Source organism: Methanolobus bombayensis (genome assembly GCF_017873415.1).
Taxonomy (GTDB): Archaea; Halobacteriota; Methanosarcinia; order Methanosarcinales; family Methanosarcinaceae; genus Methanolobus; species Methanolobus bombayensis.
This window is the reverse complement of sequence record NZ_JAGGKD010000006.1, coordinates 185,052-206,992: the sequence shown is the minus strand read 5'-3', so window position 1 is coordinate 206,992 and position 21,941 is coordinate 185,052. Positions and strand designations below refer to the sequence as shown.

The following is a 21,941-nucleotide window of genomic DNA, read 5'->3' as shown; positions in this document are numbered from 1 at the left end:
CAGGGGTGCATAGGAGTCCTGTTTCACTAATCATGATATGCATATCTACTCAAATTACTTAACGGTTTTGTAGATTGTACACAAAACTAGCTCCATTGGAACCCATGCAAACCTGATAACAAGTTTTTAGCGATCTTTTTTAAAGAATTACTGTTGGATTATTGAACTCAATACATAAACATAACGCATATGCTTCGCGCTGTGAACTTCTAAAAAGCTGATATGCATGCCGATTTTACAAAGTAACGTCAGCATATATATTTTGTACAATGTCTGCCACATCAATGATGTTGCCAATGATAATATCTGCAGAATCCTTCAACACCTGTGGACGCTCATCCCCCTGCTGCGAAGTAAGAATTCCCACATCAGCGGCCCTCAAAGCAAGTATATCGTTCATCCCGTCACCAACCATGAGAACATTATCATAGATTTTTTTGAGATCATTAACTATACGTTCCTTGTCGTGTGTTGTGGCAACTGGAAAAACATCATTCATAGGTATAGATAATAACGAGGCAAGAACCTGCAGGTTCTGAGCATCGTCTCCTGAAGCTATATAGATATCCACACCCATATCCCTGATTATATTCACCGCCTCGGAGCTTTGAGAATATAACCTCCCTCCGGTGCTGAGTACATAGGGAATCAAATTCTCCTGAGAATCAACCACAAGACCCGCCGCAACATAAAATACATCCGGACAACGTCCTTTCACCATGGATACAACATCAGAAATATCGCTAATCCTTACAGTGCTGCTGCGGATGATACCGTAAACATCCCTCAATTCAAAGGGACTACTTGAGCAGCTAATTCCCAGAGGGACATTATACATTTCTATAAAATCCCTGAGTTCAAGAGACGGATTGCATTGCCACAGTTCATCAAACACGGTGCGTAATACAACGAGTGCTCTGTTGGGCTTTTCTGCAACCAGAAGGGTTGTCTGTACATCTTCAAGCACCAAGCCACTGCTCATATCCCTGGCAACACGATACATATGTAACAGTGTCCCGGCACTGTCAAAGACAACAGCAACACGTTTTTTCATAAGTTGTGATTGAATTCATCAGATATACGTTTACTCCTTTACCGCTAAATAATAACAATTCAGACTGCCAAATAACTAATAAGCAAACAGCAACTATTTTCAGAACACCAATGATCAGAATGAACCGGGTAATAATTGTCTTTATACTTGCTATTGTGCTGGCTTTTGCACTTGAAGGTGTCAGACACATGGACAGCAATGGACCTGTAATAATAGCGGAACCCTGGGACCATTCACCCATTACAGTCTACATTGATGACAAGGATGTGCCACAACATTACAGTCCCAGTTATAGAGAGGAAGTATTGAATGCACTCACTTACTGGGAAAACGGAGGTAACGGGCAACTGGTATACCGGCCAGAATTCCAGGTAGTTGAAACTGATAATGCTGACATACTTATCATGTGGGTGGATAATCTGGAAAAGGATGTAGGTGCATCCAGTGGAGTTGCGGGATTTACGAGACCATATATCGTAAACGGCCGCTTTGAGAGAGCTGATATAGTTCTTGAAACCGGTAATTACGAAGGTTATGCATGGAGACAATATGGGGACAGTTCAATGGAATATATTGCCGCACATGAAATGGGACATGCTTTAGGCCTTGGACACAGTGATGACAGAAGCGACATTATGTATCCAAGATACAACCACAGAGATAATCTCAATCCGCTGTTGTTCAACTCTACACGCTACATTCTTCTGGCCCTTATAATCGGAGCAGCATTAATGATCTCATATCATGGAACCGGATGGCTTCGTTACAGGAAACAAAGAAAAAAGCTTGAAGATGATGTGTTCAGTGATTCTGAAGGGGATGGAAAAAATGAGTGATATGACCATCTTCCAAGCTATTCTCAGATATTTTGGTGGGGAAATAGTGGACTTTTCAGAATATGATGTTGATCTTTCAGGAGTCACGGAATTCCAGCGTGAAGTGCTTGAAGAGGTCAGAAAAATACCCTATGGTGAAAGAGTAACATATCAGGAACTTGCCTGCAGAACAGGAAGAGAAGGTGCTGCCAGAGCTGTTGGTTCCGCTGTTGCAAAAAATCCATATCCGATAATAATACCATGCCACAGGGTGGTTTCATCCTCTGGAATCGGAGGGTTTTGCGGGAAGACCTGTGGAGAAAAAGTAGAACTTAAAAAAAGAATGCTTGAAATGGAAGCAAACTGCAAAAGAAAATTAAATGATGGAAAAGATACGTAAATATCGATGGTGGGAAAAAAGAAAAACATATGGGGTAAATAATGTTTGGATGGACAGGAAGAACAGTCACTATTGATCTGGGCGACAAATCCGTCACAGAAACAAAAACCAAAAAATCATACGTAGAGAAATATATTGGAGGACGAGGTCTTGGGTGCAGGCTTATGCAGGACTTTGCAGATCCTGGAATAGAGCCTTTTAACCCTGAAAATCCACTTATTTTTACTACAGGGCCAGCGACAGGAACTTCTATTCCCATGTCCGGACATTTTTCGATCACCTGTAAATCACCACTTACATCCACAATATTCAGTTCCAATGCAGGTGGTTATTTTGGCGCAGAACTTAAATTTGCAGGTATAGATGTTCTCATAATTACAGGAAAAGCTGAAAAACCAGTATATATCGAAATTTATGATGAAGAAGTAGAGATATTATCTGCCGAGCATCTATGGGGAAAGAATACTGCTGAAACAACCAGTCTTCTTGAAGATAAAGGAAAAGTTGTCTGCATTGGTAAAGCCGGAGAAATGCTTGTAAGCATGGCAAACATGGTGAATGACCGAATATATACCAGTGGACGCGGCGCTCACGGAGCTGTTGCGGGGTCAAAGAACCTTAAGGCTATTGTTGTTAAAGGAACAAATAAGGTAGAAGTTGCAAAGCCTGATGAGTTTGAAATGGTTGTAGAAAAAGCAAAGAGGCTGCTAACCGCAAGTCCTCCTGCTTCCAAGGGGCTTAAAAAATATGGCAGTTCCGTAATAACAGACCTTCTGAGTTATATGGGAACTGTGCCTGCACTAAATTTCCGTGAAAAGAATTTTCGGAATGCAAACAAACTTTCAGGAGAAGAGCTCAACCAGACATTTAATTTAAAAGAAGCTCCCTGCTATTCATGTCCAATTGGTTGCAGACGAACCGACCAGGCCGGAATACCTGTTCCAGACTATGATTCAATATGGGCATTCGGACCAAACATCGGAAATGACGATATCGAACTGGTAAGAGAACTTGACGGGTTTTGTCTTGATTATGGACTGGACCCTATCTCTGTGGGTTCTGCAATTGCAGGCTATATGGAAATCAAGCCCTGGATCAAAATGGAAGAAGTAAAAGACATGGTCACGGAAATAGGAGAGGGAACACATTATGTGTGCAAAGGTTCCCATGATTACCTTCATTCCATCGGAAAAGAGGAATGCGATACTTCAGTGAAAGGACTTGAGATCCCGGGATATGATCCCAGGGAAATTAAAGGTATGGCAATCGCCTATGCAACATCCAATACTGGTGGCTCTCATTTGAATGCATTCATGGTTGGGCCGGAGATAATGGGCAAACCCATGCTTCTTGAAAGAGAGAAATTTGATGGAAAAGCTGCCCTTGTACTATATTTCCAGGATCTAACAGCAGTGATAGATTCCCTTGTGATGTGCCCCTTCACAATGCTGGCTGTAGGAGAGGTTGATTTTGCTGCACTGCTTAATAAACTTACAGGGGAAAACTATTCTGCTGAGGAATTGCTCAGGGCAGGTGAGCGGATTTTCAATCAGGAGCGGATTTTTAATCTTAAAGCAGGAGTCAAATCTTCTGAGGACACACTCCCTGAAAGATTCTTTGAAAATGATGAGATAAAAAAAAGTGAGTTTGAGAAGGCAATCTCAGATTACTACCACTTCAGAGGATGGAATGCCGAAGGAATTCCTGAAAAAGAAAAACTAAAAGAACTTGGCATTTGCAATGAAAAAAATAATGATCGATGTTCTGCAGAATGAAGGAGATATAAACACATATATATTAGATTCTTCTATTATTACCCCCTATTAATGCGGAATCAAAGGTTAAGTTCATATATAGCATTAAGAATTATAACCTTAGACCTTTTAAGCTCATAACTAATTGTTACAATTATGGAGGATTTTAAGTGAAAGTACAAGTTGAAGTTAAAGAACTCAAAGAAGGCAAATATGTCGTCGTGGACGATGAGGCCTGCGTTATCAAGAGCATTTCTAAATCAAAGCCAGGTAAGCACGGTTCAGCAAAGGCAAGAGTTGATGTTATAGGACTTTTCGACAAGCAGAAGAGATCATTCGTAAGCCCTGTTTCAGATAAGATCTATGTTCCTGTGGTAGAGAGAAAAAACGCACAGGTTCTTTCTGTTGCAGGCGATATTGCACAGCTCATGGATATGGGTGACTTCTCAACATTCGAAATGACAATTCCTGATGAGTACAAGGACAGAATCGTTGAGGGTGAAGAGGTTTCATACCTTACAGCAATGGGCAAGATGAAGTTCGATCTCAGATGATCGGACACAACTTTTCTTTTCTTATTTTTCATAACTAAAATTATGTTTTACAAACCTGATATGATGGATGCACTTGCAGACTATAACTCTGCAAGGTATATTATATTCGGTGTCCCTTTTGATGCTACTTCTTCTTACAGACCGGGAAGCCGCTGGGCCCCTGATGCAATGAGAAAAGCTTCAGCTAATTTTGAAACATATAACGAGTATTTTGATATCGACTTTGAAGATCTCCTCATACATGATATAGGAAATCTTGAGCCCTATTCTTCGGTGGATGAAACGCTGGAAGATCTGTACCATGCAGTAAGACCAATTGTAAAAGACGGTAAAATTCCCATTTTGATGGGAGGCGAGCACTCGCTTACTTATCCATGTGTAAAGGCATGTTCAGAAGAAATAGGAGAAGATATAGGCTTTGTTGTTATGGATGCACACTTCGACCTGCGTGAAGAGTATGGAGGTATCAGAAACAACCATGCTTGTGTGTCCAGACATGTGCATGACGATATAACTGATACTTACGTGACCATAGGTGTTCGCAGTGGACCAAAGGAAGAATGGGCCTATGCAAAAGAGAACGATCTCAAATACTACACCTCAGACGATGTCCGTGAAATGGGAATCAAAATGGTCATTTCCGAGGTAAAGGAATATCTCGGTTGCAAGAAAATATATCTGTCACTTGATATGGATGCACTTGACCCTGCATACGCTCCCGGTCTTGGAACACCTGAACCATTCGGCCTTACTGACATCGATGTTCGTGAAGTGATACGTGAACTTGCACCGCATTCCATAGGATTTGATGTTGTGGAAATTGCCCCTGAATATGACAATGGCATAAGTGCTCTGCTTGGAACAAAGCTTCTCAGGGAATTCATTGCTGCACACGCTGCAAGTGAGAGATAGACTCAGCAGGAAATCCAGATTATTGTTTTTGAGGAATTGTAAAAATAAAGGTACTTCCTTCATCCACTTCACTGACAAGGGATATATTACCATCATGCATCTCAACAAGCCCTTTTACAAGGGAAAGACCAATACCCACACCATCATATCTTCTTGCGTGTGACCAGTCAAGCTGAACAAAAGGATCGAAAAGTGTTTCCTGTTCATTGTCAGGGATTCCGATACCACTGTCAATTACCTGAACACGTATATCATTGCCATCCCTTTCAAAAACAACCTTCACATAGCCTCCCTCTTTGTTGAATTTGATAGAATTCCCAATTAAATGATGGAGGATTGTTTTTAATTTTGATTTATCTGCAAGAATGTATTCAATATCGTCCCTGATCTCAAATTCCAATAAAACTGAATTTTTCGAAGATGTGACATGGAATATCCTTTCAAGGTCAACAACCATAGGTTGCAGATCAAATTTAGTAATATTAAGGTCGCGACTTCCTCCTTCGATCTCTGCAATATATATAAGGGAGTTTACAATCTCGAGGAGATTAGAGCCTGCTTCCTTGATACTGGTGGAATACTTCATCTGTTTTTCATTTAGTTTTCCTGAAACTTCACTAAGCAAAATATCCGAATATCCTATAACTATATTTAACGGAGTACGCAACTTATGACTTATATTGGCCAGAAACTCACTTTTTGATTTCGAAGCATTCTCCGCGAGCATTTTAGCTTCAATCAATAATTTCTCAGTCAGTTTACGGTCAGTTGTATCCACACAAAGTGCCAGAATTCTCTTTTCATCGATCATAACAGCTTCTACCTGCATGTAAAAAGTATCATTGTCCTTTTTAAGGAACAGAAACTCGGCAGAAGCTTTACTTTCCTCTTTTACTCTCAGAAAATGCTCTGTTGCAGCATTAATTGACTCGGGGCTGCACAGGTCGATGATATTCATATCCAATAATTCTTCAACAGAATAACCTGTAAGGTTGCATGCAGCAGGATTTACATCAAGGAGCATACCAAAAACATCGGTTACAAAGATAGGATGGGGAGAATTGTCAACATAAGCACGGTATTTCTCTTCACTTTCTTTAAGCCGTTGCTGTGAGGTTCTTATATCGGTAATATCAAGAACATTGCCTATATAATATAATGGAGTTCCCTGCTTATCAAAAATCAGATTTGCATGAAGCAAAGCATGCACAAGATAACCTGATTTATGAATGTACCTTTTTTCCATTTTAATAGAAGAAACTTCACCAGATTCTAATTTGTTTTGCTGAGCAATATTCTCTGGCATATCCTCAAGGAAACTTATATCACGCAGATGTTTGCCCTTAAGCTCATGTTCTTCATAACCCAGCATGTCACAAAAAGCAGCATTTGCCTGCTCAATTCTTTTATCGTGAACAGACATTTTGACGATTCCGATACTACTGGATTCATACATAGTTCTGAAAAAGGCTTCACTTTCATGAAGACGAGCCTCTGCTTCTTTTTGAGCTGAAATATCAGCCACAATAGAAAAAACGTTTCTGATATTGCCAGAATCATCCCGGGTTACATTTGTGTATAACTTTACCCAGACATGATGGCCTTTTTTGTGAATATACCTCTTTTCGATCTCAAAAGAATCAGCATCTCCATCAAGAATCTTTTTCACCATTTTGTCTTCGATCCCTTTTTTGTCAGGATATGTTATGTCCATGCAGTTCAGCGAAAGAAGTTCTTCCCGGGTATAGCCTACGATATCACAAAAACGCTCGTTGACCTTCAGGAAATTACCTTCTAAAGACATCTGGGCAATACCTACAGCTGACTGCTGAAAAGTAGCCTTGAAAAGCTCTTCATCGTCCGGATCAAGACATTCTTGAAATGTATCTCCTGCATGAGATACCTCTTTTTTGAGCCTATCATATTTGTCAGCCAGACATCCGAAATTATGCCTCTTGTTAATGAGGGCTTTCAGATAGGAAACTGTTTCTTCTGAATCAAAAGGTTCTTCGAAATAGTCATCTGAACCTGATTCTACCAGTTTCACCCTGTGCTCTCTGGAAAAAGAAGGGCCTATGAAAATAACCGGAATAAAGTGATATTTATCGGAGAATTTGACTTGCTGACATGCCTGATATGCTTCAGGATCATTAAAAGATTCATTGATAATTATAACATCCGGAATCCGATTCTCAAGTTTTGCTAAAATAGACTTGCATGGACTTATCTCAACAATCTCGAAATCATTTTCGATCATACTTTTGAAGCGAGTGTTTTTGTCCGGACCATTCTTAGCTATAAATACCACAGGTCTCAATGAATTATCCTTCCCATATCATTGGATTTTACAGAGGTAATATATTTTATATGCAATCCATATATAAAAATGCAATTGCTACGCAGTAATAATTTCCATGATAATAGAGAAATTATTGAGGATTAAACTGATTAACTTTTTCATCCGATCATGTACTGGATCATTCAAAAAGATGCAATCACAGATAATTATTTACATACTCCAGACAATGACCTCATTGAGAACATGAAAGATGAAATTGAAGTTGTATGTCCATCCTGTTCACCCAAAATACCGGTGATGCATGATGTTTTGAAGGGAGGACAAAATCCAGTCGTCCAGTGTCAGGAATGTGAGAATGTCCATCCTGCTGAAATAGAGAAGGTCAAAACGTTCAAGATCAAAGTAATAATCAGTAAAGGTGAAGAGTCTTTCACACAAACGACTCTTATGACATCAGAAGAAGATTTGATGGTAGAAGATGAGATAATTGTAGATGATGGAGAATCCGATGAAGTTTATCCTATACTTGTAACTGCAATAGAAGTCGGTGAAAAGAGAGTAAAAGGAGCCAGTGCATCTGAAATCACTACAATATGGGGAAGAGCCATTGATGAAGTAGTAGTGAAAATCGCAGTTCACAGGGGAAGAAAAACTGAGCCGCTTCACAAAAGAGTACCAGGCGGATATGAGTTTATTATCGGCCAGGAAGAAACTGTTGACAAAACAAAAGTGCGCATTAAAAAGATCAAGATACGTGATGGAAGTCTTGAATCTAAAACAGGCATTGCGGTTCCGGCAAAATTCATAAAGAGGATTTTTGCAGAAGAAGTATTCAGAAAAAGCTGGGGAGATGGGAAAACCCAATGGAGTATGAAAGGGAAAGGAAGAAGCTGGTAAATGCTTTGAGAGAGTACAATATATCTGAAAGAACACTTAACGCAATCAAGAAGGTGCCAAGGCACCTTTTCGTACCTTCTGTCCAAATAGCGAACGCCTATGTGGACCACCCTTTACCCATAGGATATGCACAAACAATATCAGCACCACATATGGTGGCTATGATGTGCGACCTTCTTGACCTTCAAGAAGGACAAAAAATACTTGAGGTCGGTGCAGGGTCAGGATACAATGCTGCAGTCATGTCAGAGATCATCGGCACAAAGGGAAGGATCTATTCTATTGAAAGACTTGAGAAGCTTTCTGTTTTTGCACAGGAGAATGTGAAAAAAGCAGGTTACTCCAATGTTGAGATAATAAATGCAGATGGTTCTCTGGGTTACCCCGAACATGCACCCTATGACAGAATATGCGTAACTGCATCTGCACCATGCACTCCACAGCCTCTTGTAGAGCAGCTTAAACCAGAAGGAACCATGATACTTCCTGAAGGAAAAAGATACCAGCGTCTCTACATTATTAAAAAGGACATAGAAGGAAATATTACAAAAGAAGACCGTGGTGGAGTGATATTCGTACCTCTTGTAGGAGATCATGGTTTTAACATGTTCTGTGGTAACTGATCAAACACCAGGGATTATCAAAGTAAAAATACTTTTATTCATCCGGGCTTATTTAGCGTAGCATATTTTATAATATTACAAAACGCTCATTGATGGAAATACGATGGCTCCGATCAACAAAAAATGGCAATTCTGGATAGACAGAGGTGGCACATTCACTGATGTTGTTGCCCGAAAACCTGAAGGACAATTGATTGCCCATAAACTGCTTTCAGTTGATCCTGAGCATTACACAGATGCTGCAATGCATGGTATCAGAACTATTCTAGAAATTGGATCTGATGATATACTGCCAACTGAGAACATAGCTTCTATTAAAATGGGAACCACTGTGGGAACAAACGCATTGCTTGAAAGGAAAGGTGAGCCGACAGCCCTTGTAATTACCAGAGGTTTCAGGGACGCATTAAGGATTGGATACCAGAACCGTCCTGATATCTTTGCCCTGAAGATAGAGCTTCCAGACCTGCTTTATGATGAAGTCATCGAAATAGATGAGCGATACAGTGCATCAGGTGAGGAGTTAGAAACTGTTGAAACTGAAAGTGCACGTGCAGAACTTGAGAGAATTTACCAATCAGGAATACGTTCCATTGCTATTGTACTGATGCACGCTTACCGGTACCCTGAACATGAGATTAAGCTTCGCGAAATTGCAGAGGAGATAGGATTTACCCAAATCTCGCTTTCACATGAGGCAAGTCCACTAATAAAATTAATCAGCAGTGGAGAAACCACAGTTGTTGATGCATATCTTTCTCCGGTGCTTAAAAGATATATCAATATGATAACTGCCACCCTTGAAGCCGGAGGGAACAATACAAAACTAATGTTCATGCAGTCAAGCGGTGGACTTGTGGAAGCAAGCCAGTTCAGAGGAAAGGACTGTATTCTTTCAGGACCTGCCGGTGGTATTGTAGGAGCTGTTGAAACTTCCAGAAAAGCAGGCTTTGAAAAAATTGTCACTTTTGATATGGGAGGGACTTCCACTGATGTAGCTCATTACAACGGAGAATACGAGAGAAGTTTTGAGACAGAAATTGCCGGTGTTCACCTGCGTTCTCCCATGCTTTACATTCATACTGTTGCAGCAGGTGGTGGATCAATTCTCCATTTTGAAGCAGGAAGATTTACGGTAGGGCCTGATTCCGCAGGCTCTGAACCCGGACCGGCATGTTACAGGAAAGGCGGATCCCTCACAATTACTGACTGTAACCTGATGCTTGGAAAAATTGACCCGAAGTATTTCCCTCATGTATTCGGACATAACGCTGACATGCCACTTGATGCTGAGGTTGTTAAAGAGAAGTTTGCATCTCTTGCGGAAGAGGTCACCGAATTTACAGGAGAGAAAACAAGTGCTGAACAGGTTGCCGAAGGATTCCTTAAGATAGCTATTGAGAACATGGCAAATGCCATCAAGAAAATATCAATCCAGCGTGGCTATGATACTAAGGAATACGCTCTTTGCTGTTTTGGTGGAGCAGGGGCACAGCATGCCTGTGGTGTTGCAGATGCACTGGGAATCAGCAAAATATTGATACATCCTCTGGCAGGTGTGCTTTCAGCTTATGGAATGGGACTTGCTGACCAGAGAATTATGAAAGAGCAGGCGGTTGAGAAAAAACTTGAAAGCGGACTGGTTGAAGAACTACAAAGCATTGTTGCTGAACTTGAAAGAACCTGCATGGAAGAAATGAGAATGCAGGGTGTTACTGAGGAAAATATTAGTGCACTACACAAGGTTCATGTCAAGTATAAGGATGCCGGAACATCCATAATTGTTGATTTTGGTTCTGAAAGTGAAATTAAAAATGCTTTTGAGAATGAGCATAAAAGCCGTTTTGGTTTTGTAATGGAAAGCAAGGAGATTTTCATAGAAGCTGTCTCTACGGAAATAATAGGTTCTGGAGAAAAGATGCATGAAGGTTCTCTTTCTGATAGTTCACTTTCACAACAAGGGCAAAAAGCTGGGCTACCTGAAACTACAATGTACACATGTGGCGAATTCCATGAAACACCAATTTACAGGAGAGAGGAACTGAAAAAAGTTGGAAATGGAATTACCGGACCGGCTGTGATTGTTGAAACTAACACAACTGTAATAATCGAACCCGGATGGAAAGCAGAACTCATGGAAAGCCAGGAAATTGTACTGGAAAGAGTTGTTCCTCTGCCAAAGCGAGAATCAGTAGGAACCGAAGCTGATCCTGTGATGCTTGAGATATTCAATAACAGGTTCATGTCCATTGCAGAGCAGATGGGTTATACTCTCCGGAACACCGCTTATTCGGTCAATATCAAGGAGAGACTTGATTTCTCATGTGCTGTTTTTAACAGGAATGGAGACCTGATAGCCAATGCACCTCACATACCTGTGCATCTTGGTTCCATGGGAGAGAGTGTAAAGGCGATAATCAGAAAGTTCCCTGATATGAGAGAAGGAGATGTCTTCATGCTTAACTCTCCGTTTGAGGGTGGAACCCATCTTCCTGATATTACGGTTATAACTCCTGTATTCCATGATGGAGATGTTGAGTTCTATGTTGCTTCAAGGGGCCATCATGCAGATATTGGTGGTGTAACTCCAGGATCGATACCTCCTGAAAGCAGGCACATTGAAGAGGAAGGCGTGATTACCGGAGGGCAGCGTATTGTTGCTGATGGGAAGTTCCTTGAAGATGAAGTTGCAAAGTGGCTGAGTTCGGGAAAATATCCTTCAAGAAATCCTTTCCAGAATATTGCTGACCTGAAGGCTCAAGTTGCTGCAAATGAGAAAGGTGTGAGAGAGTTGTTGAAGCTTGTTGAACACTTTTCAATGGAGACGGTACAGGCATACATGCAGCATGTAATGGATAATGCAGAGGAATCTGTCAGAAGAGTAATTGAGGTTTTGAAGGATGGAGAATACTCACTTTCCTTTGATGACGGGACTCTAGTATGTGTTAAAGTGAGAATTGACCGTGAGAACAGAGAAGCTCATATCGACTTTACCGGAACTTCAGGACAACATTCCGGCAACCTGAATGCTCCTGTTGCAGTTTGCAAGGCGGCTGTGCTCTATGTTTTCAGGTCGCTTGTTGACAGAGACATTCCACTTAATGAAGGCTGCATGAGGCCGCTCAGGATAACTATTCCTGAGGGCAGTATTCTGAATCCTGAATACCCTGCGGCTGTGGTTGCCGGAAATGTTGAGACCTCGCAATATATAGTTGATACTCTTTTCGGAGCACTGGGAGTCATGGCAGGCTCGCAGGGGACCATGAACAATTTTACATTTGGAGATGATGAGTTCCAGTATTATGAGACCATATGCGGTGGTTCTGGTGCAGGAGAAGGATTTAATGGGACAAGTGCTGTGCAGACGCATATGACAAATTCCAGAATTACTGACCCCGAGGTTCTGGAGTGGAGATTCCCTGTGAGGCTTGAAGAGTTCTGTGTTCGTAAAGGGAGCGGTGGTGATGGGGAATATCATGGCGGTGATGGTGTTGTCAGGAAGATACGATTCCTGAAACCTATGAGGGCTGCTATCATTTCCAGCCACAGGATATTTGCACCTCGGGGTTTGAATGGTGGAGAGGAGGGAAAGACTGGTAGGAATTATGTTGTGAGAAGTGGCGATTCACAGATTGAAGAACTTGATGGGAGGGACATCACGGAGATGAACGAAGGTGATGTTTTCATAATTGAAACTCCCGGAGCAGGTGGTTTTGGTATGCGAGCAAAAAGAAAGAGTTAAGTAAGGATACTTATTAAACATCTGTGGAATTAGGGAATATTGCAATAAGGGAAGGCTGTTGTTAAAAATATGGACTCTGCAAGCGAAATAAAGGAAGTTACCGTAAAGGGAGTTTACATGATCAACATCTTTGGGCGAGCTGTGCCTGCTGTGATGCTTGAAGATGATGATGGAATGATTATGCCGATTCACATCGGACAGTCTGAGGCTCTGTCCATCAATTCGGTTTTGAAGAATGAGACTATGCCAAGGCCGATGACACATGATCTTATTATTTCCATACTTTCACGGCTTGAGGCTGATGTTGAAAGGATACTGATAGATGAGAAGAAGGACAATATCTATTATGCCAGAATGACCCTGAAAAAGGAAGGAAACAGGATGGAATTCGATGCAAGACCAAGTGATTGTATCGCAATTGCGCTACGCAATAATGCTCCTATCCTGATAAATGAAAGTGTGTTCAATGAGGATGCTATCAGTAAGGAGAATTTCACAGGCTCTAAGGCGATCACAGGATTTGCCTGAGCTTTACTTTTCTAGATTCGAGATTTAGAGATATTGCAATTATATTCATACTTTGCTTTAAGATTTGAAACCCAAAAAAGTATATACTGAAAATTAGGACAATATGATATGAGGCATCGGATATTCTATAATCCTTTTAAGTTTGTTTTCACTATCATACTGGCCTTTGTGCTTGCGTTTAGTATTTCCGTGCTCTTTTACGGTCTGGTCAGCAGCGCTTTCAGCAAAATAGGGTTCTCATGGAACGATGCTCTTATCCTGCTTCTTGCATCCCTTATTGGAAGTAGTATCAATATTCCGCTTAAGACTCTTGAAACTAAGATCCCGATAGAGAATCACAAGTATGTGAAGATATTTGGAGTTTCATACAGGGTGCCTTTCAAGGAAACTCACAAAACTAGGACAACAATAGCTATCAACGTAGGCGGTGCCCTGATACCAACTATCGTTTCCATCTACCTGCTGGGACTTTTCCCACATTCTGCAATATACGTTCTCTACGCAACCCTGATGGTTGCCTTCATCACAAAAGCAGTAGCAAGACCTGTCAGAGGTGTGGGAATCGTTACCCCTGCACTTCTCCCGCCAATTGCTGCTGCCCTGAGCTCCGTCCTGGTGGTCTACTCCACCAGTATTCAGCACGACCTCATCTTTGCAGTAGCCTATATCAGCGGCACTTTAGGTACTCTGATAGGAGCCGACCTATTGAATATGCGTGCGATCACAAAGCTTGGTGCTCCTGTGGTCAGTATTGGTGGCGCGGGGACTTTTGATGGTGTGTTTTTGGCGGGGGTTATTGCGGTGTTGTTGGTTTGATAGAAAATCAATAACATACTTTTTTTTCTTTTGATGCGAGTAATTAAAAAAAACATATATAGTTGTATAATTTAAGAGAACTGTAGAGTAAAAATGACTTCTGAAATCGTAATAATGAATAAAGATGCGATTGCACTAGCTGCTGATAGTGCTGTCACCATTTCTGGCTTTTCACGTGACAAAATATTTGCATCTGCTAACAAGCTTTTCTCATTGTCGGATAAATGTCCTGTTGGCATAATGGTTTATGGGAATGCGAGTTTCATGGGGATTCCCTGGGAGACTATCATCAAGATATACAGGGCAAAGAACGGAAATAAAACATACAATACACTGGAAGAGTACGCAGATGATTTCATTGATTTTTTAGATGAAAATGAAATGCTTTTTACACAAGAAATCCAGGAACAAATGTTTAAAGCTCAACTTTACGCTTATTTCAATTCAATCAAAGGTGAGCTCTTCGCTGAGATTCAGAAGAAAATCAATGAGGAAGAAGTTGTTGATGAAGATGTGCTTATGGATCTTATGACAGAAATTGTGGACTCTCAATATGAATTGTGGGAAGAAGCACACAAATGTCCGGGATTTCCAGACAATCTGGAAGAAATGATACTTGAAAGATATGAATCAAGTATTAAAGAAATAATATCTGATGTTTTTGAAGAGTTTCCTCTTGATGAAGAAACTATAGGAATAATGGAAGAAATTGTTCCCTGGGTATTTTCAAAGTTTCCAGAGATTAAAAATAACTCATATTCCGGTATAGTAGTAGCAGGTTTTGGAGAAGAAGAGATATTTCCTTCTTTCAAATCCTTTTTTATTGAGTGCATAATATGCAACAAACTAAAATATGAAGTTGAGCGTCATGAAAATATCTCTCTTGAAAATAATAGTGTTGTTGCACCGTTTGCACAAAGAGAAATGGTGGATATCTTCATGAGGGGAATTGATCCTTCAATGTTTGAATTTAGCGTATCTTTTTTAGATAACTCTTTAAAAGATTTCACAGAAACTATTATAGAGAAAAAACAGCATACTTCTGAAACAGATAAATACCGGGAAGAACTAGATAATCATGTAGAAAGAATAATCGGAGGATTTGTCTCCAGTTTAAATGGAATACAACAAGAACACTATGTGAGTCCTATAACGAATGTTGTTTCTGTGTTACCGAAAGATGAACTTGCTTCAATGGCAGAATCTCTTGTGAACCTGACTTCATTTAAAAGGAAAATTTCATTAGATGCAGAAACTGTAGGCGGACCTATAGATGTTGTTGTAATTTCTAAAGGAGATGGCTTCATCTGGATAAAAAGGAAGCATTACTTTAAATCAGAATTAAATCCGCAATACTTTATCAATAAATACAATGGAGGGAAAGAAAGTGGGAAAGAATAAAAGGAATTATAAGACTTTAGCAGAAATTGAAAAGAATTATTTCCCCAAATCCTACGAAAAAAAGCAGTTTGAGCAATTATTGGATAAACCAAAAGAAGCAGGAGAAGCAGTTGCTCAGAAATTGATGAAAGATATTTGATAACAGGCATTATTAACAGCGTTCCTCTTACGGAACCTGTACTTTTTTAATTCAAATGAAGGCTGGGAGTTTTAAGAACCACCCAGCAACCCACTCACAGCCGCTTCCATCAACCTCTCCCCATTCTCCTGCGCCTGCCGTATGTTAGATTCAAGCCGGTAGCAGAGTTCCATAAGCTGATCGACTTTGGCTACGATGCGTTTTTGTTCTGCGAGAGGTGGGAGAGGAATTAAAAAATCAGCTAATGTTTTTAAGTTCAAACCTTTATACGCAATTCCTCTAGTTTTACTAACATTAAACTCTTGTATATATGGCGAAGAAATTACATTCAACATATATTCATTATTAATTTCTTTGATTAAAGGAATTAAGGCAATTTCTCTAGCTATATTATAACCTTTAACATATTCTGGAGCAATTGCACAACCACCCAAGGTTCCCCTAATTGTCATTAATAACTCTCCACCCTGAATGATTGTTCTTTTGTATTTATTGGAGATTTGTGTAGTTACTGTCCTAACATTGTGTAAATCAAGCCGTCTAAATTTGACATTACTACACCTTAAAGCCAAAACTCCTTTTGAATCTTCAGCACCCATTTTGACTATTCCATAAGTGATACCTCTGGAATCAACAATATCACTTAATTTAACCCATTTCCAACTGGTAGGAATTTCAAATGGATATTCGTTGGATTTAGGAGAGAATAGGTTTTTTTCATTTTTGTTCTTAATTGCAATTTTCTCCAACAAAACCTCCGCAGGTTCATCCCCATCATCCTGCTCCACAAGCTTCCCCATCACCGCAAGCTGCAAAATAGCCTGCCTCAATTTCTCCACGTTCTCCAGATTATCATACAACAACCCGAAATTATCGCATACAAGCCGCCAGTTATCTGCAAACTCCTCCGGGCTTCCGGCATCCAGCATCTTGTTGAGGGCAGCGTTGTTGAGATGAATGCGGCTTTCATGCTTCTTTTGTTGCAGGAATTCAAGCTGGTCGCAGAGTTCCATGAGCTGGTCGACTTTGGTTACGATGCGTTTTTGTTCTTCGAGGGGTGGAAGGGGAGTAACAAGTGAGCGAAGAGCTGTTCCATTTACATTTGGCTGACCTGTTCCTGAACATTTTGAATATAATTGTTTCCAGTAAAGTGGAGATTCTGTGAAGACCTTGAGGTATCGAGGTAAAATGAAAGAACTAGGAACTATACGAATGAGATATGAAGCAAAAACAGAGCAGATGGTTATATGTTCCACCAAATAGGATTTGCCTATAGTCCCACCAGTACGAGCAATGAGTAAATCACCATTTGATAAAGAGTAAGATTCAATCTTTTCGTTCTCGATTTGACAACCTGGAACTGTATCCCAATTTACTTTATTGTTTTGTATGTCAGTAATCCTAAGCAGCTTCACATCCTTGATGGTTTCATCCGCAGAAGCAGTGTATCCATAGTGAACCTTATCTGAAATATCATCAAGCAGAGACCACTGCCAATTTACAGGAATATCAAATGGAACATCAATTTCTGATGATTCCTTGGATTTCTTAATTTTCTTCTCCTTTCTTATCTTTTCCAGCAAAACTTCCGCAGGCTCATCATCTGGATTCTGCGGTACAAGTTTGCCCTGCACTGCCATTTGCAGAATCATTTCACGCAGCTTCTGGATGCCATTAGGGGTTTCTGCTAGTAGGAAAAAGTTCTCAAAAAAGGAATTGGGGTTCATGCGTTATTTCCCTCAAGGGCTGTCATGAGTTCTGATTTCAGGGTGTTGCGGGTATCTTCGATCTCTGAGAGAAGGGTTTTGTAGTCTGCAAGGAGTTCTTCGGGGTCGCCGTGGTCGATGTCTGTGACGTGGGGGTTTTTGATATCGAGATTGTAGTTGTTGGCTTTGATCTCATCTATTGTGACCTTCCAGGCAAACTCATTTTCCTCGCGATTTTGCCACCATGCTTTTTCGGGTTTGAACTCCTGTATTCGCATGGGTTTGGTCTTGGAATATGACTTATAGCCATCAGGGTATGGGTGCTCGTAGTACCATATCTCTTTGGTTGGCTCACCTTTTGTGAAGAAGAGCAGGTTTGTCTTTATACCGGTGTAGGGATTGAAAACACCGTTTGGCAGACGCACAATCGTGTGCAGGTTGCACTCATCAAGCAGTTTCTCCTTGATGCGGGTCTTAACACCTTCACCGAACAGCGTGCCATCAGGAAGGACTATTGCACCGCGTCCGTCTTTCTTGAGCAAATGAGTGATAAGAACAAGGAAAAGGTCAGCAGTTTCCCTCGTCTGGTAAGACCCCGGAAAACCGGATTCAATTCCATCTTCCTCCGTACCTCCGAATGGCGGATTGGTGATAATCACATCCACCCTGTCAGAAGGCTTGTAATCTCTCAGAGGTCTGGCAAGGGAATTATCCCTCTTGATCTGTGAAGGATTCTTAACACCATGAAGCATCATATTAGTAACACATAACAAGTGCGGAAGTGGCTTTTTCTCAACACCGTGGATAGAACTTTGCAGAGCATCCTCATCTTCAACCGTTTCAACCTGCTTTTTCAGGTGTTCTATGGAAGAAGTAAGAAAACCACCAGTTCCACATGCAGGATCAAGTATGCTCTCTCCTATTTTCGGGTCAACCATCTGCACCATGAACTCAGTAACAGCACGAGGCGTGTAGAACTCTCCAGCATTCCCGGCACTTTGCAGGTCCTTTAGAATCTTCTCGTACACATCTCCGAAAAGATGCCTGTCCTTGGAACTGTTAAAGTCAATCTCGTTAATCTTGTTGACAACCTGACGTATCAGAGTTCCGTTCTTCATGTAGTTATAAGAATCCTCAAAAACGTCACGCACCACAAAACCGCGCGGGTCAGAATCTGGTGTGAAATGAAGCTCTTTCAGCGTCTTGAAAAGTTCATTGTTCACAAAATCAAGCAGTTCCTCTCCGGTAATTCCCTCCGGGTCCTTCGCCCAGTTTCTCCACCTCAGACGCTCAGGGATAGGAGACTCATAACTCTCCTCCATCAACTCATATTCTTCTTCCCTGTCATCAAAAATCTTGAGGAACATCATCCATACTAACTGACTGATACGCTGTGCGTCTCCATCCACACCAGCGTCTTTCCTCATAATATCCTGAATACTTTTAATAGTGGTACTGATTGACATCGTTTTACCTTCATCCCGCGGTTTCTTCTACATTAAACTTCAGCCATGTATAATTGAGTTTCCATTTCAGAAACCGCATCAATAAAATTCTGCTTCCCACCAAACAGTTTGACAATCTCCATAGGAGTTCCAAGATCATTCAACGGTTTCACCCTCAGAACATCCATATCTTCAAGATTCCTTATGCCCTCATCCGCATATTTATCCAGAAGGGCATCCAGAACAGCACGGGCTTCATTTCCGTATTTCTCAAAATATCCGTTTTTCTTAACGTTACTTGCCCTTTCCCTGCGGCTAAGTGCTGGCTGGTCAAACACCACATGGCAGATGAGGTCAAAAGGATCGTATTCCCTGCCAACTTCCTCCGCAAGAGCATCCAGCATCAACCCCTTATCTTCAAGTTCCTTTAAAATTGCCAGCTTCTTACTGCTTTCAGCCCAGTATTTCAAAAACAGATCAAGAGAATCAAATTCATCACGCAATGTTTTCCGTGTATAATCCTTGATAGATTCAGTGATTAACTTACCATCGGGACCATAATATTGAACCCTTTCAGCTACAATGGAAACTCCCACATCAGGAACCCTGTATGGTTTTATCTTCTGATGCGGCAAATTCGGTTTCAATGGCGATTCTGCTTTTCCTTCAAAGATGTCGACAGGCTCACCATCAAAATCCGGGTCAGCAAATAATTCCGTGGCCTTTTTGAAATCCATAATAGTGAAAAACAGCTTATCAAATTCTTCATTGATACGAGTTCCACGTCCAATTATCTGCTTAAATTCCGTCATTGACTGAATTCTCTTATCAAGAACGATCAGTTTGCATGTCTGAACATCAACTCCGGTGCCCAGAAGTTTTGAAGTGGTAGCAATAACAGGATATTTGTTTTCAGGCATTATGAAATTATCAAGCTCTTTCTTAGCTTCCTGATCGTCACCGGTAATCCTCATAACATATTTGCTTTCATCCACAAGATCAGGATTCTCATTAACAATAGCCTGTCTCATTCTTTCAGCATGATCAATGTTCTCACAGAAAACAATGGTTTTATCGTAACGATTGGTAGCTTTAAGGAACTCTGTGACCTTCCGGGCAATGATCTCAGTTCTTTTTTCCAGAACAACTCCACGGTCAAAATCTTTCTGATTATATATGCGGTCCTCAATCTCCCTGCCGTATCTATCAAGTTGCCCCCTTTCAGGTCTCCAGCCCTGCAAATCTTTATCCAGATCAATACGAATGACCTTATAAGGAGCAAGAAAACCATCCTCAATACCCTGCTTCAGTGAATAGGTGTAAATCGGTTCTCCGAAATACTCTATATTTGAAACGGTCTTGGTTTCCTTTGGAGTAGCCGTCATTCCAATCTGAGTGGCGGAATCAAAATATTCAAGTATCTCCCTCCATGCTGAATTTTCATCAGCACTTCCACGATGACACTCATCCACAACAACAAGGTCAAAAAAATCCCGTGAAAACTGTTTATAAATATTCTTTTCCTCTTCACTGCCAGTGACAGCCTGATAAAGAGAAAGATAAATCTCATAAGACTTATCCACCTGACGTTTTTCTATTTTTGTCATAGCCTTTTCAAAAGGCTTAAAATCATTGGTCTTAGCCTGATCCACAAGAATATTTCTGTCAGCAAGGAAAAGAATCCTTTTTTTAGCTCTGGATTTCCACAATCTCCATATAATCTGGAAAGCAGTATATGTTTTACCGGTACCGGTAGCCATCACAAGCAGAATACGGTCCTGTCCTTTTGATATGGCTTCAATAGTTTTATTTATAGCATTTAGTTGATAGTAACGTGGAGCCTTGCCTGTGAAATCACTGTAATAATCCTGATCGATCAGATTATGATCAACATTGTCTATACCTTTCCACTTACAATAAGACTCCCATAGCTCATCAGGAGAGGGAAAGCTATCCAAAAATAATTCCTTTTCTACAAAATCTGAGTTTCCTGAAAGATCATGGAAAAGAAAAGCATCACCATTAGAGCTGAATACAAATGGCAGGTCCATCATCTGAGCATATTCCAGAGCCTGCTGCATTCCTTTTCCAACTTCATACTCGTTCTTTTTTGCCTCTACAATAGCTATCGGAATATTCGGCTTATAATAAAGAACATAATCAGCACGCTTTTTCATGCCTCTGGAAACAGTTTGACCATCGACAATAACCCTGCCATTAGTAAGCTGAACTTCTTCACGTACCTGTGTATGGACGTTCCATCCGGCATTTTTGATTGCAGGAGTGATATATTTAGTACAAATATCTCTTTCACTAAGACTTCGTTTATCAATATCAGTCATTGTCTGTTCCCTGAGCCCAATGTGAATACTTTATGAAATACTTCATAGATAAAAATGTAATTAGCATATAAAAAATTAATTAGCAGACAGAAACAAAAACACTCTCTTTCATTCCCCATCAATAACTTCCCAATAACCACCACGTGCTGAACCTACAACCTGAGAAGACATTTTTCCTTCAATCTAGCGATATTCGTCTCTATCTTTCTTTGGAAAATACCAATTAATTCTGATAGCAATCTGGCGGAAATGGAATTGTCTTACAGGATAAGATCGAGAATCTTTTGCTGGTTCAGGGTGAGATTTTCTCCGACCCTATAACCTACCTTTTCACAAGATGTGTAGCTTGTTGTGTTTTCAATTATACCTGATTCGTATCTTTTGAAGGGTACAATAAACTGTGCCCCTACTTCTTGAAAACTTGTATCTGGTTCAGCAGCAAGTATCTTGCGAATACCTGTTCCCCATTTTTCAACCAGACCAGCATCATGGAAAATGTCTGCTATAACCTCAT

Annotated in this window: 18 protein-coding genes; 12 read left to right on the top strand and 6 right to left on the bottom strand. The window is 40.6% G+C overall.

The features are described 5' to 3' along the window. Positions 1-235 precede the first annotated feature (235 nt). Positions 236-1,054: an HAD family hydrolase gene (locus J2746_RS09380; RefSeq protein ID WP_209619651.1), complete on the bottom strand. Its 819-nt coding sequence runs from the start codon at positions 1,052-1,054 to the stop codon at positions 236-238. A 119-nt stretch (positions 1,055-1,173) separates the two neighbouring features. Between J2746_RS09380 and J2746_RS09375 the strand changes: the two genes are divergently transcribed. The 5 genes from J2746_RS09375 (at position 1,174) to speB (ending at position 5,489) form a co-directional block, all read left to right on the top strand. After that, a complete protein-coding gene (locus J2746_RS09375; RefSeq protein WP_245250077.1) occupies positions 1,174-1,890 on the top strand; it encodes a matrixin family metalloprotease in 717 nt (238 codons plus the stop codon). After that, complete coding sequence (locus J2746_RS09370) at positions 1,883-2,269, top strand: methylated-DNA--[protein]-cysteine S-methyltransferase (protein WP_209619646.1); 387 nt, start codon at positions 1,883-1,885, stop codon at positions 2,267-2,269. Before J2746_RS09375 ends, J2746_RS09370 begins: the two co-directional genes overlap by 8 nt. 41 nt (positions 2,270-2,310) lie before the next feature. Further along, complete coding sequence (locus tag J2746_RS09365; protein ID WP_209619643.1) at positions 2,311-4,044, top strand: aldehyde ferredoxin oxidoreductase family protein; 1,734 nt, start codon at positions 2,311-2,313, stop codon at positions 4,042-4,044. Between the two features lie 149 nt (positions 4,045-4,193). Further along, positions 4,194-4,577, top strand: a complete 384-nt coding sequence (locus J2746_RS09360; protein WP_209619640.1) for a translation initiation factor IF-5A — start codon at positions 4,194-4,196, stop codon at positions 4,575-4,577. Between the two features lie 42 nt (positions 4,578-4,619). Further along, on the top strand, positions 4,620-5,489 hold the full coding sequence (speB, locus tag J2746_RS09355) for an agmatinase (protein WP_209619638.1): 870 nt from the start codon (positions 4,620-4,622) through the stop codon (positions 5,487-5,489). A 19-nt stretch (positions 5,490-5,508) separates the two neighbouring features. Here speB and J2746_RS09350 read toward each other — a convergent pair whose 3' ends face one another. Beyond that, positions 5,509-7,797, bottom strand: coding sequence for a PAS domain S-box protein (locus J2746_RS09350; protein ID WP_342451830.1), 2,289 nt, complete (start codon positions 7,795-7,797; stop codon positions 5,509-5,511). A 234-nt stretch (positions 7,798-8,031) separates the two neighbouring features. Between J2746_RS09350 and J2746_RS09345 the strand changes: the two genes are divergently transcribed. The 7 genes from J2746_RS09345 (at position 8,032) to J2746_RS09315 (ending at position 15,934) form a co-directional block, all read left to right on the top strand. Continuing rightward, positions 8,032-8,685 (top strand): HVO_0476 family zinc finger protein, encoded by a 654-nt coding sequence (locus J2746_RS09345; RefSeq protein WP_209619632.1) that lies wholly within the window; start codon positions 8,032-8,034, stop codon positions 8,683-8,685. Further along, complete coding sequence (locus J2746_RS09340) at positions 8,652-9,308, top strand: protein-L-isoaspartate O-methyltransferase (protein ID WP_209619629.1); 657 nt, start codon at positions 8,652-8,654, stop codon at positions 9,306-9,308. The genes J2746_RS09345 and J2746_RS09340 overlap by 34 nt, the downstream gene beginning before the upstream one ends. 103 nt (positions 9,309-9,411) lie before the next feature. Next, a complete protein-coding gene (locus J2746_RS09335) occupies positions 9,412-13,050 on the top strand; it encodes a hydantoinase B/oxoprolinase family protein (protein WP_209619626.1) in 3,639 nt (1,212 codons plus the stop codon). 69 nt (positions 13,051-13,119) lie between these two features. Beyond that, positions 13,120-13,578 carry a bifunctional nuclease family protein gene (locus J2746_RS09330; RefSeq protein WP_209619623.1) on the top strand — a complete coding sequence of 153 codons (459 nt, stop codon included), beginning with the start codon at positions 13,120-13,122 and terminating at the stop codon, positions 13,576-13,578. A gap of 108 nt (positions 13,579-13,686) precedes the next feature. Continuing rightward, positions 13,687-14,394 carry a DUF1614 domain-containing protein gene (locus J2746_RS09325; protein ID WP_209619620.1) on the top strand — a complete coding sequence of 236 codons (708 nt, stop codon included), beginning with the start codon at positions 13,687-13,689 and terminating at the stop codon, positions 14,392-14,394. Between the two features lie 93 nt (positions 14,395-14,487). Then, a complete protein-coding gene (locus J2746_RS09320; protein WP_209619617.1) occupies positions 14,488-15,795 on the top strand; it encodes a hypothetical protein in 1,308 nt (435 codons plus the stop codon). Further along, the gene (locus tag J2746_RS09315) at positions 15,782-15,934 is read left to right on the top strand and encodes a hypothetical protein (protein WP_209619615.1); all 153 of its coding nucleotides are present in this window, start codon (positions 15,782-15,784) and stop codon (positions 15,932-15,934) included. The genes J2746_RS09320 and J2746_RS09315 overlap by 14 nt, the downstream gene beginning before the upstream one ends. Before the next feature lie 71 nt (positions 15,935-16,005). On the opposite strand, the gene J2746_RS09310 is transcribed toward J2746_RS09315, so the two are convergent. From J2746_RS09310 to J2746_RS15010, 4 genes are all read right to left on the bottom strand, one after another. Then, positions 16,006-17,661: a restriction endonuclease subunit S gene (locus J2746_RS09310; RefSeq protein WP_209619613.1), complete on the bottom strand. Its 1,656-nt coding sequence runs from the start codon at positions 17,659-17,661 to the stop codon at positions 16,006-16,008. Then, entirely contained in the window at positions 17,658-19,106 is a 1,449-nt protein-coding gene (locus J2746_RS09305) for a type I restriction-modification system subunit M (protein ID WP_209619611.1), read from the bottom strand. The genes J2746_RS09310 and J2746_RS09305 overlap by 4 nt, the downstream gene beginning before the upstream one ends. 32 nt (positions 19,107-19,138) lie before the next feature. Beyond that, on the bottom strand, positions 19,139-21,427 hold the full coding sequence (gene hsdR, locus J2746_RS09300) for an EcoAI/FtnUII family type I restriction enzme subunit R (protein WP_209619609.1): 2,289 nt from the start codon (positions 21,425-21,427) through the stop codon (positions 19,139-19,141). Positions 21,428-21,687: 260 nt separating this feature from the next. Further along, positions 21,688-21,933 carry a hypothetical protein gene (locus tag J2746_RS15010; protein WP_425342645.1) on the bottom strand — a complete coding sequence of 82 codons (246 nt, stop codon included), beginning with the start codon at positions 21,931-21,933 and terminating at the stop codon, positions 21,688-21,690. Positions 21,934-21,941 lie beyond the last annotated feature (8 nt).

Coding starts and splice junctions, on each gene's coding strand:
- J2746_RS09380 (WP_209619651.1), bottom strand. CDS start 1,054: ATGAAAAAACGTGTTGCTGTTGTCTTTGACAGTGCCGGGACACTGTTA.
- J2746_RS09375 (WP_245250077.1), top strand. CDS start 1,174: ATGAACCGGGTAATAATTGTCTTTATACTTGCTATTGTGCTGGCTTTT.
- J2746_RS09370 (WP_209619646.1), top strand. CDS start 1,883: ATGAGTGATATGACCATCTTCCAAGCTATTCTCAGATATTTTGGTGGG.
- J2746_RS09365 (WP_209619643.1), top strand. CDS start 2,311: ATGTTTGGATGGACAGGAAGAACAGTCACTATTGATCTGGGCGACAAA.
- speB (WP_209619638.1), top strand. CDS start 4,620: ATGTTTTACAAACCTGATATGATGGATGCACTTGCAGACTATAACTCT.
- J2746_RS09345 (WP_209619632.1), top strand. CDS start 8,032: ATGAAAGATGAAATTGAAGTTGTATGTCCATCCTGTTCACCCAAAATA.
- J2746_RS09340 (WP_209619629.1), top strand. CDS start 8,652: ATGGAGTATGAAAGGGAAAGGAAGAAGCTGGTAAATGCTTTGAGAGAG.
- J2746_RS09335 (WP_209619626.1), top strand. CDS start 9,412: ATGGCTCCGATCAACAAAAAATGGCAATTCTGGATAGACAGAGGTGGC.
- J2746_RS09330 (WP_209619623.1), top strand. CDS start 13,120: ATGGACTCTGCAAGCGAAATAAAGGAAGTTACCGTAAAGGGAGTTTAC.
- J2746_RS09325 (WP_209619620.1), top strand. CDS start 13,687: ATGAGGCATCGGATATTCTATAATCCTTTTAAGTTTGTTTTCACTATC.
- J2746_RS09320 (WP_209619617.1), top strand. CDS start 14,488: ATGACTTCTGAAATCGTAATAATGAATAAAGATGCGATTGCACTAGCT.
- J2746_RS09310 (WP_209619613.1), bottom strand. CDS start 17,661: ATGAACCCCAATTCCTTTTTTGAGAACTTTTTCCTACTAGCAGAAACC.
- J2746_RS09305 (WP_209619611.1), bottom strand. CDS start 19,106: ATGTCAATCAGTACCACTATTAAAAGTATTCAGGATATTATGAGGAAA.
- hsdR (WP_209619609.1), bottom strand. CDS start 21,427: ATGACTGATATTGATAAACGAAGTCTTAGTGAAAGAGATATTTGTACT.